12 protein-coding genes are annotated in these 11,157 nt (G+C 42.3%); 10 read left to right on the forward strand and 2 right to left on the reverse strand.

Annotated elements, in window-relative coordinates; all coding sequences use genetic code 11:
• Positions 1 to 110: 110 nt before the first annotated feature.
• The 10 genes from gwsS (at position 111) to VM802_RS27895 (ending at position 10,243) form a co-directional block, all read left to right on the forward strand.
• Positions 111 to 557: a grasp-with-spasm system SPASM domain peptide maturase gene (gene gwsS / locus VM802_RS32450; RefSeq protein ID WP_414647134.1), complete on the forward strand. Its 447-nt coding sequence runs from the start codon at positions 111 to 113 to the stop codon at positions 555 to 557.
• A 635-nt stretch (positions 558 to 1,192) separates the two neighbouring features.
• Entirely contained in the window at positions 1,193 to 3,391 is a 2,199-nt protein-coding gene (locus tag VM802_RS27855; RefSeq protein ID WP_325536945.1) for an outer membrane beta-barrel protein, read from the forward strand.
• Between the two features lie 90 nt (positions 3,392 to 3,481).
• Entirely contained in the window at positions 3,482 to 3,673 is a 192-nt protein-coding gene (locus VM802_RS27860) for a hypothetical protein (protein WP_325536947.1), read from the forward strand.
• 93 nt (positions 3,674 to 3,766) lie between these two features.
• Positions 3,767 to 5,035 carry a radical SAM protein gene (locus VM802_RS27865; RefSeq protein WP_325536949.1) on the forward strand — a complete coding sequence of 423 codons (1,269 nt, stop codon included), beginning with the start codon at positions 3,767 to 3,769 and terminating at the stop codon, positions 5,033 to 5,035.
• 18 nt (positions 5,036 to 5,053) lie between these two features.
• Positions 5,054 to 5,917, forward strand: a complete 864-nt coding sequence (locus VM802_RS27870; protein ID WP_325536951.1) for a hypothetical protein — start codon at positions 5,054 to 5,056, stop codon at positions 5,915 to 5,917.
• Positions 5,898 to 6,881, forward strand: coding sequence for a glycosyltransferase family 9 protein (locus VM802_RS27875; RefSeq protein ID WP_325536953.1), 984 nt, complete (start codon positions 5,898 to 5,900; stop codon positions 6,879 to 6,881). Before VM802_RS27870 ends, VM802_RS27875 begins: the two co-directional genes overlap by 20 nt.
• Before the next feature lie 8 nt (positions 6,882 to 6,889).
• On the forward strand, positions 6,890 to 9,118 hold the full coding sequence (locus tag VM802_RS27880) for a peptidase domain-containing ABC transporter (protein ID WP_325536955.1): 2,229 nt from the start codon (positions 6,890 to 6,892) through the stop codon (positions 9,116 to 9,118).
• 16 nt (positions 9,119 to 9,134) lie between these two features.
• Entirely contained in the window at positions 9,135 to 9,641 is a 507-nt protein-coding gene (locus VM802_RS27885) for a hypothetical protein (protein WP_325536957.1), read from the forward strand.
• Positions 9,642 to 9,770: 129 nt separating this feature from the next.
• Positions 9,771 to 9,962, forward strand: coding sequence for a class I lanthipeptide (locus VM802_RS27890; protein ID WP_325536959.1), 192 nt, complete (start codon positions 9,771 to 9,773; stop codon positions 9,960 to 9,962).
• Positions 9,963 to 10,051: 89 nt separating this feature from the next.
• Positions 10,052 to 10,243 carry a class I lanthipeptide gene (locus tag VM802_RS27895; RefSeq protein WP_325536961.1) on the forward strand — a complete coding sequence of 64 codons (192 nt, stop codon included), beginning with the start codon at positions 10,052 to 10,054 and terminating at the stop codon, positions 10,241 to 10,243.
• A gap of 79 nt (positions 10,244 to 10,322) precedes the next feature.
• On the opposite strand, the gene VM802_RS27900 is transcribed toward VM802_RS27895, so the two are convergent.
• Together VM802_RS27900 and VM802_RS27905 are read right to left on the reverse strand one after the other, a co-directional pair.
• Positions 10,323 to 10,520 (reverse strand): bacteriocin-like protein, encoded by a 198-nt coding sequence (locus VM802_RS27900; protein ID WP_325536963.1) that lies wholly within the window; start codon positions 10,518 to 10,520, stop codon positions 10,323 to 10,325.
• Positions 10,521 to 10,964: 444 nt separating this feature from the next.
• Positions 10,965 to 11,157 (reverse strand): hypothetical protein (locus VM802_RS27905; RefSeq protein ID WP_325536965.1); only part of this gene is annotated, 193 nt, incomplete at its 5' end.

Genomic DNA, 11,157 nt, shown 5'->3' on the forward strand with positions numbered 1-11,157 from the left:
AGAAACGTGGTACAATAAGGTTCGACGACACTCATCTCTGGGTTATGTGTCACCAGCAGAATTTGAATTTAACAATCAAAACGTATCTTTAAAAAATGTAGCTTAATTGAGTGTCCCGAATTTTAGGCCAAATACATGGACCAAGTGACTGTGGTGTAGTTTCATCCAAGAGCTTTTCATGTAATATGAACATGTACATGGAAAGCCTCCAATATAATTCGTGCCTGAACAGAAAGCTCAGTATTGATACGAATGGCGACATTAAAAATTGCCCCAGTATGACAAAAAAATTCGGTAATATCAGAACCACATTACTTAAAGATGTACTAAACAATCCAACTTTCAGAGATTTATGGCAAATTACTAAAGATATGATTTCAGTTTGCAAAGATTGTGAATTCAGATCTGTTTGCACAGATTGCAGGGCCTACTTGCAAGATCCTGGCAATACATATAGCAAGCCTCTAAAATGCGGCTATGATCCATACCAATGTACATGGGAACCCTGGGCCCAAAACAAAGAGAACAATTATGCAATTAGCTATTATTCCATATAATGTGATTTATGCAAGTATATGCTCTTTACAAAGCAACCAGGCATCAATACATACCCGTATAAGCAGGTCGTTAATAGTCTTTTGAGGCAACTTAATACTAGATAAATAAATTCCGCAAGAGTATATCCTGCAAGTATTGACTGTTATTGTATAAATATATTTCTCCAACTCCCCTCTCCTCCCACAACACAATCAACACATTACACCCTTCCCTACCCACCTCCAAAGCAGAACACACCGCCGTTACAACTCCTGCTTTCAATATTTTTTTTTGTACATACAAATTAAATATCTATTTTAGGAAAAGATTACCACACAGCATCCCTTTACAGAACGAAGTCATTAAGTACTTAACCAAGATCAGAACGTCAGAATAGCCCAATCAGTACCAACAGAAGAATAGTCACCCAATAGTTATTAATAAGAACCTACCAGCCAATCACAGTCTATTCAATCTTCCAAGTAATTTGGAGCGAGATTCAATTAAGAACCTACTACACTAATATCGTGAGCATTAACCAGGGACTTTAACCTTACGCTATTCGTTGTACCTATCATTTATTCTAAATACGGCTTTATTAAGCCGGTGATAGCGTCATGAAATAAAATACTAAAACAGCCCAAAAGCTAAGGATATGCCCTATCCCGTACATCAACATTACACGATCTTAAAGCATTTACTATGGATTTTACTCTGTCTGCTTACCTACATACCTGGTGTTGCGCAATCTAAAAAGGATACTACCACTGTCAAAAATCTAAAGACAGTAGAAATACTAAACAGGAAAAAACTTTTCGAGAAGAAGCCAGACCGGTTAATTTATAATGTTCAGAACAGCATATCTGCACAGACAGATAATCTCTGGGGGCAAATACTGAAATTACCAGGTGTCAGCAGTAATGCCGGCAATGGCCTTAATTACCAGAATCAATCTATCAGGGTGTTAATCAATGATAAGCCGCAAACCTTATCAGGAGAAGATCTGGCTGAATACCTGAAAAGTATCCCCGCAAATAATGTCAGCAAAATTGAACTGATCACCAATCCGCCTTCCAGGTATGATGCGCAGGGCGGTGTCATTATAAATATCGTCACACAGAAGAAAGACAAAGGAATCTACGGTTCCATACAAAGTGTATATGAACAAGGAACAATGTCCCGGTTCAGGAACAGTGCAGACCTCAATATACAGGAATCGAAATTCGGAATAAACATGAGATACAGTTTATCAAACGGTACTTACCTTAGTTACGGTAATGATGAAACGTATTACCAGAAGCCGGGTAATGTTATCTCTGCATGGAAAGGAAATTACGATCAACCCAGGAATAATTCGAGGCACTTTTACCAGGTCATATTCGATTACTACCTGGATAAAAAAAGTACCCTGAGCGCTGAATTCAATGGCTCCAATAACCGGACTACAGGTAACAATGTCAGTAATAACCTGATCAGCCATGGCGACATACTGGACTCAATTGTTAGTTCAACTGCACATTCCCGGATACCCGCTAATAACTATTCCGGCAATATCACCTATAACCTGAAAATAGACAGTACAGGCAAACAGCTGCTTATATACAGCGACTATACCAACTACTATAAAAACTCCGGTCAAACTGTTATCGGGCAGACGTTTGACAAAGCATATAACAAACGATCCCCCGACAATAATTTCGACATCAATACCACACAGAATATCAACCTGTTTAGTATTGCAATAGACTATACCACGCCCGTCTTTGGTAAGTATAAACTCGAAACAGGCGTAAAGTATGCTTTCTCACAGATCAACAATAATCTGAACTATTATACATATACAGCCAATAGTCCAACAACCGATACTACGAAAAGCAACCAGTTCATTTATACCGAGCACAATGCCGCCGCGTATACAAGTATTTCCGGGACCTGGAAAACTACTGACTTCAAAGCTGGGATACGGGTTGAAAATACCAATACCAAAGGAGAATCCGTTACTAACCGGGAAACAAACAAAACGCAGTATCTGAAGATATTTCCGTCCGTTTCACTGGGAACAAAAATCGGCGCCAAACACTATGTTGATTTTTCTTACAACAGGCGTATTTCCAGGCCCGAATATTTCAGGCTGAATCCATTCAGATACTATGGTACTCCGTATCAGATCTTTGTAGGTAATCCATTCCTGAAACCCAGCCTTACCGACAGATGGGCCTTAGGATATACCTATGACGACAACCTTTATGTCACACTATACTATACCCTTATCAACAATTCATTTCAGCAACTCACCTACCAGGACAATGTCACTTCAACGTTAACATATACGCATGTCAACTTTGGTCAGAAGAAGGAGTTCGGGATATACGCCGGATACAGCAAATCTATTGCTGCGTGGGAAGTCAATCTATATTTCCAGCTAACCCGCCAGATTCATCAAACGATGTACCTGGATAAAGTACTGGACAACCGCAACTGGAGATCGACATTCAGCGCCGACAATACATTCAAAATCTCGAAGAAAAAGAATATTGATGTACAACTGAGCACCTGGTACGTATCCGGAAGTGTACAAGGCATCTTTGTAGCCGGAAGTTCATTCGGAACCGACATCTTTCTGCGCAAGCAATTCCCTCCCAGGTGGAATGCCAGTCTCGGTGTAACAGACCTGTTCCTGTCCCAGTCTGCCTGGTATGAGGTTAACTACCAGGGGCAACATCTCAGATCCATCGAATGGGGTGACAGCAGGCAAGTCCGTCTCAGCCTTTCCTACAAATTCGGACGTAAGGGCGCCAACGTAAAAAATGCCGTGAGAAAGAAAAGTAACGAAGCCGAACAACAACGAATATAATCACCTCTTTATAGTACTATGAAACCGCTGAATACTTCCCGCGGTTAACAAGCTTGGAAGTCATTTTATCACCATCTAAATTTTAATCAAATGGGAAAAAAATTCAAGTTTGACGCTGTACAACGCGCAGAAGTTTCAAAAGCCCTCGAAACTTTAAAAAATGATACCCTGTCCGCAATGTCTGCTGAACTCATCAGCGGTGGTTTAAACGTAAACCCTGATTGGATAAAAACCACAGACTGGGTAAAAGGAACTCCTACAACTGATCCGGTGCAGCAGTAAGTTTCCTGTAAAAATTACAATAGCAAGAAGCACGATGCTTCTTGCTATTGCCCGCCAAATGACAACCATTACATGTATAAATAAATATATTATATGGAAACTGGTTTCTCAATAAAGAATATTGCGGTCAAAATTGCCAGCAGATGCAACATCAACTGTTCATACTGCTATATATACAACAGGGGAGATCATAGTTACAAAGATCAACCTAAGTTTATGTCGAAAGAGGTTTACGAAGAGCTGATCAACAAAGTTCAACGCTATTGTTTTGAAAAAGAGATCACCCATTTCAGGGTCTTCCTCTTTGGTGGAGAACCCTTAATTGCCGGCAAAAAATATATCACTGAATTTGTAACTGCCTTCAGGGAAGCACTTGAGCCCGATATTAAACTGTCGTTTGCAATGCAGACCAACGGAACGTTGCTGGATGAAGAATGGATAACCCTGCTCCGCCAACTGAAGGTAGGTTATGGTATCAGCCTGGATGGAGATAAAGAGGTGAATGATGCCAACCGGGTAGACTTCAACAACAAAGGCACCTACGATAAGGTACTGAGTAATGTAACGCTATTGAAGGAACACAAACAACCTGTTGGATTTCTGTCTTTTCTGAATATTAACTACGATCCTATTGCTACCTACGAGCATTTCAAACGGATCGGCGCCTCTACTGTCGACTTTCTCTTTCCGGATGCTAACTTTTACAACCTGCCGCAGGACCTGCATCATACCGAAGATGAATTCGATTGGAATAATACCCCTTATGGCGATTGGTATATCAAACTATTTGACAAATGGTTTCATGATCCCAACCCCAAACCCAGAGTAAGATATTTGAATTATTTGCTGCAAATCATTCTTGGCAATGAGGTAGGATATGACCTCGCAGGTACGCAGCCTACCGAACTCGTTATGATAGAATCCAACGGAGATATTGAAGCGGTGGATGATCTCCGTGTTTGCGGAGATGGCTTTACAAGGTCTAAAATGAATATAAAGTCGCATACGCTGCTGGAGGCAGAAGACCAGAAACTAATAAGGCTTCATAACTCCAGCAAACAAAAACTAGCCCGGCAGTGTATAGCCTGCCCGGCCAGGGAAATATGCGGCGCTAACTATCTGCCCACCAGATATGGCAAGAAAAATGGATTTAACAACCCTTCTGTTTACTGCCCGGATTTGCTGAAGATCATTACGCACGTCAGAGATGCCGTTATCACAGAGCTAAAGGCTGCCGGTAGCCCGCTGGCCAATGAGCTGGAGCCAATGAGCTATGAAGAAGCAAGAGAAATGATAGCACTCAATCTTGCGGAGGAACATGAGATACTGGAGTACGAAGAGGAACTGGAATCATTCAGATAACCCGAAAAAAGCAGGATCATGTTACAGGAAAATGTAAAAATCCATTGTGGTAAAAATATCTCCACCGCCGGAAGAATATGGCTGAGCAACGGCGTGGAGCCAGCCGATGACCAGGTCATAAACGGCGTTCCTTATGAACAGAACTCTTTCTGGCCCCGGACACCCTGGAGGCAGCCGGAGCCAGAAGAACTGAATTTGTTGCTGACTCATCATGAAGAACCGGCCTACAATCAAAATGTAGGCATTGTCAGAATGCCTGATACACTGATTGAGAAAGCTACCACGCTCAACATACAACAACTGCTTAATGAAAAGGAACTCGTCCGGCTCCGCAAAGAACAGCCTGCTGAATATCTGGGTTTCTCCAATCATCTCAAGGAAGTGATAAACAGCTATCTTTTCTCAAAGGAAAAATGGCATCCTATCGGCTGGGTATTTAATGACAGCCCGCAAAGAAGGACACTGACAATAAACTTTAAAACCGGCAAATACCTTGGCTTACATATGGATTCATGGGAAGCTATGAACATCGTGAACCTGGACGAAGCGCCCAACAGGATATGCATCAACTTCGGAAAATCACCCAGGTATTTCCTGTTTGTGAATCTCACCATGAATAAAATATATGAGCTGACGCGTCAGCGTTATTCGGTCAATCCTGATAGTCTTGGACAGGACCTGCTTACCATCAACTTCTTCAAATTGTTTCCTGACTACCCTGTAGTCAGGATAAAAGTAGATCCTTTTGAAGCCTATATAGCTCCTACGGAGAATATCATCCATGACGGGAATACGGAAGATTGCACAACCCTTGATATTCACTATACGGTAAGGGGCTATGTTTCATTAAATACGCCTATATATGAAAATACAGGATATTAAGTCCCCCAGCCTCTTTTTTGTAAATGCTATCGGTGACGCATTTATATCTCTGCCAACCATCCGGTCGTTAAACAAAACCTTTAACGGGAATCTCGCCGTTATTACCAATTCATTCCTCAAACCACTGTTTGAGGAAGAAGGCTTGAAGGAAATACGCACCATCAACTCTGACATAAGATATGATGACCAAAACAGGGCCATGTACCATTTTGACATCCCGGATTTCAAAAGTGTTTTAAACGGAACTGATTTCTTCATCGATATCAACCCGTGGCATGTAGCCGACAACCTGAACGAATTCATCACCCTGATAAAATCAGTCGGAATCAATTCAATCGGATACTTTGATTTCTATGCAGAACACATTTCTCCTGACTACAGAATCAATTCGTTTGATAATGTGTTCAGGATAGCCTGCCATATTAATCAGCAGGAAGCTATAGACCAATATGCCTATCCTCCAAAAGTCAGGAAGAATATTGAAGAATTCACCCGGGGCATCCGGAACTATTTCCCTGAAGATTTCATTCTGCTGGGCCTCCACGATGAAACCAAACCCTATAAAATGTGGCAGGCAGGAAAGTTTGAACTACTCATCAACGAACTGCAAAGCAGGTACTCCAACCTGGGCATACTTATATTAAGCAGATCCACCTCCATTGATATGGAGAATATATACGACGGCGGGCGCGTGCTGTACTTTGAAGATCCGCTCTCCATCCAGGTAATGACGGGATTCGTGAGCGCTATTGATTACTTCATAGGCATAGACTCCATGTTCCTCCACCTGGCCGATATGTATAAAGTCCCCTCCATCGGTCTTTTTGGTCCTACCAATTACCGGGAATGGGGATTCCGTTTTACAGAAGGAAAAGAGATCATCTCTCCCACCGGAAAAATGGAAGACATCCCCCTGGAACTGGTACTGCACGAAATGATACAACTGATTGAAAAAACCAAATAGTATTGATCATGCGAAACGGCCTTCCTTATTTTCCTCAGCATGACGCCAATGATTGCGGACCGGCATGTTTAAAAATGGTCAGCACATTCTATGGCAAGAACTATACGCTAAACGAACTGCGGGAATATTGTTATATCAATGCAGGAGGCGTTAGCTTACTGGGGATAGCTGAAGGCGCTGAAAAAATAGGGTTCCATACCCTGATGCTGAAAACTGACTACGAAAAACTGTTAAAAGATGTTCCGCTGCCCTCTATTCTGCACTGGAACCAGGAACATTTTGTAGTGCTTTATGACCGTACCGTACAGGGCCTGTTCAAAAAAGAAATAAAGTTCAAAATAGCAGATCCTGCCAACAGCCTGGGCATTAACAACATCGATGAAACAACATTCAGAAAAAACTGGATCAGTGATGCGGATGATAAAGGCGTACTGCTGGTACTCTACCCAACAGATAATTTCTATGACGGCAATAACGGCAAAGACAAAGATGCGCAGCGAAACAACATCTACTCAGCATTCTATCCCTTTCTGAAGCCCTACAGAAAACAGTTCTTTTCTCTATTCCTGGGAATGCTGCTGGCCAGTGTCTTCGCGCTGATATTCCCTTTTCTGAATCAGTACCTGCTGGACATCGGCGTTTACATGAAGAACAGGAATATCCTGATCATGCTGCTGCTTGCACAATTGTCCATATTCCTGGGAAGTACCATCATTGATATTACCAGGAACGTGCTTTACCTGCATATCAGCAACCGGATCAGCATCAGGCTGGTATCAGATTACCTGAACCGGTTAATGCGGCTGCCGGTAAGTTTCTTCGAGATCAGGTCAACAGGCGATATTAACCAGCGGATACAGGACCATGATAAAATAGAAACATTCCTGACCAATACCTCCATCAATACAATCTTCTCCATCTTCAACATCATTATGTTCAGTGTGGTGCTCTTCGTCTATAATACCACCATATTCTGTACCTACCTGTTATTAAGTCTCCTGTCCGTAGGCTGGATCATACTGTTCCAGCACAAAAGAAGACGTATCAACTACAAGAAATTCCAGGCGCTTAAAGTCAGCCAGGATAACCTGCTGGAGATAATCGGCGGTATCAAAGAGATCAAGCTGAATAACAGTGAAACTATCCGCAGATGGCGTTGGGAACGCAACCAGATCAAGAAATATAAAATTAACGTAGAGTACCTGACCATTGAACAGTGGCAGAAAACAGGTTTCGATTTCATCAATCAGTTCAAAAACATACTGATCATTTATATCGCCGCCAATCTTGTAATGGCCGATAAGCTGACAGTTGGCGCCATGCTGAGCGTTCTCTACGTAGTAGGACAAATCAACAATCCGCTGCAACAGCTGACGGATTTCTTTAAGCTTTTCCAGGATGCCAGGATCAGCTTCGAAAGAAGAAGCGATATTCTGAATATCCAGGCAGAAGAACAGGAAGAAGCTGAAGAACAAGGCAGCGAAGCAAGCCTGGAATCAGGTGACATACACATCAACAACCTGTATTTTCAATACAGCAGTCCGAAGTCTTCGTATGTACTCAAATCGCTTAACCTCACGATTCCCCGTAACAAGGTAACTGCTATTGTTGGGCCCAGCGGCTGCGGAAAGACCACCCTGCTGAAGCTATTACTGAAGTTCTATACGCCTGTGCAAGGGGAAATAAAAGTGGGAGATGAATACTTATCAAATATCAGTGACCGCCTGTGGAGAAGCAAATGCGGCGCCGTCATGCAGGATGGATATATATTTGGGGATACAATTGCCAGGAACATCGTAACAGACGGCAGCCCTATAAACCGGACCTTGATAAACAGGGCGGTTGAAATTGCCAACATCAAAGATTTCATCAACAGCCAGCCACTCCGGTACACAACCAAGCTGGGCATGAATGGATACGGGCTCAGCGCCGGCCAGAAACAACGGCTGCTGATCGCCAGAGCGGTCTATAAAAATCCCGATTACCTGTTTTTCGACGAAGCAACCAGTGCCCTGGATGCAAAAAACGAACGCACCATCATAGAGAACCTCAACGCGTTCTATAAAGGGAAAACCGTAGTAGTAGTAGCCCATAGGTTAAGCACCGTAAAGAATGCAGATCAGATTATCGTGATGAACAACGGTGAGATTGTAGAGACCGGCACACATATAGAACTGATCAAAAAACAGGCATTCTACTACGACCTCGTAAAAAACCAGCTGGAACTAGGTATGTAATTAACAAACAAATCATATGGTCAGCAATGAAGTGAAATATGAATTAAGAGCTGAAGACTCAGACGAGTTCATGGTTTCGTCTACTTATAACCTGTTATCTAAATGGGGCGCGCTGATATTCCTGGCTGTGCTGACAGCAGTGATTTCACTCTGCTGCTTCATAAGGATACCTGTCACCTATACTTCAAAAATTGACCTGGAATGCAACACCTCCCAACCTGCTCAACAGCATTTGTACAGCAGGATTGCCATACCTGAGAACATCGCCTACAGCGCCAGAACGGATATGCCGGTGAACGTCACATTCACCAGGATCAACGATAAAAGGAAATTCAGGCTGGATGGGAAAGTAGACAGCATCTTTTTCGATAAAGGGCGGCATGCTTACTATTTAAGCATCAGCATACCAGTTGCGCCGAAAGACAGAGACAACGGACTACTGGAAAGCGGCATATGCACACAACCCGCACAGGCCGTTTTAGTGATCAGTGAGCGCTCTATTATTTCTTCCATCTTACTGTGATCTTATTGCACTTTTAAACCCCGGAAACCCCGTGGTTTAAAACCCCTGTTTTTAAGGGGTGGATGTTCCCTGGAATACAGCTAACTTCAGACAGATAAACATATTCCATCTTACCCTAAATCCACCAATATGAAAAAGAAAACCATTCATTTAGACAAAAAATTATCTTTGCAAAAGCACGTTGTGTCGGAATTGACTACGCAGGAAAAAGTCCAGCTGAAAGGCGCAGGAGGAGATACTGTCGGCTTTGACCAAACTTGTTTGAGTTACTGCGTTGCAACAAGCCCGGTGTGGGGTGGTGTATGTTGCAATATATTCTGACCCGTCTCTGAATCGTAGAAAGGAAAATCGCCAACCCAGGCATAGCCTTGTTAGATCAGCTCAGATCAGTTATTCTAAAACCACCATTTATGAAAAAGAAAGTTGTTAATCTGCACCAGAAACTAGTGCTCAAAAAAACTAACATTCTTGATTTAACTCCTTCCGCACAGGAAAAACTGCGGGGAGGTGCTACCGGCACGATTTGTCCGGGAGGAACTTTGATGATCACGGACTGCCGTCCAACAAGCCCTTCACCCAGGCAACAATGTTATCTCTGCTAATGCTACGTAATTGTTCTTTTTGGCTGATGTAAACAGCGCGGGCCCTGTTTCGTAAAACAGGCAACCCGCGCTGAAAAAATTACCTTACATAAGGTCCACACCATCCTGTGTTGTTATGGCATACGCAGTCATGGCTTGGTCCGCCAAAATTGTCACAGCCATCTTTACATCTGTGTAAAGAGCATTCACCACCTGGAGATGAATTCTTACCACCTTTGATCTGGGATAATTCTGCTCTTGTCAGCTTCTTCAGCTTGTTCATTTCATTGCTTTTCATAATCGTTGTTTTTTGGAAATAAAAAATTACAGTACGAAGGCATTTCAGGAGTTGGCCTTCCCCATTGCATGGATTCTATATTACAGGTTTACAATAGGCGTATTTATTACTTTATGTTTTGAATACTACGTGGTCAGAGTATTTACAGGTTATTCAATATTGTTTAAGTGGCATCCGGTTTTATGTTAATTTAAATTATGCATTTATTTTAATGCCAGCAAAAAAATAATACAAGCGGTTTCACGCACAAGTGCAGTATGATAGCAGGGCCTATTGAAAACGCTTCATCATAGCGCCTGCACAGACAATAAAATAAAATCGGTTTAAAACAAATGCTGAGCTAAAAGAACTCACATTGCAATACATAAAAGCTCCTGATGAAATATATTTCACCGGGAGCTTTGCTCTTCATTTCCTTCAGTCTGCCTGTCATTATTTTTAGCGTCAAACCGGGCACACTTGCCCTAATGGCATTGTACAGATAGCCATCCAGGATACAGGGCATTCTACACATTTCGTGATAATTCTTGTCCCGGGGCCCGTACACAATTCCATTGTACTGACGCCTCCCTGCACGGCTTCTTTACTTCTTTCATTTAATGCGTAAATGGCTTTCTTACTCAGTAAAAGCTTATGG

This window comes from Chitinophaga sp. (assembly GCF_035538455.1).
Classification (GTDB): domain Bacteria; phylum Bacteroidota; class Bacteroidia; order Chitinophagales; family Chitinophagaceae; genus Chitinophaga.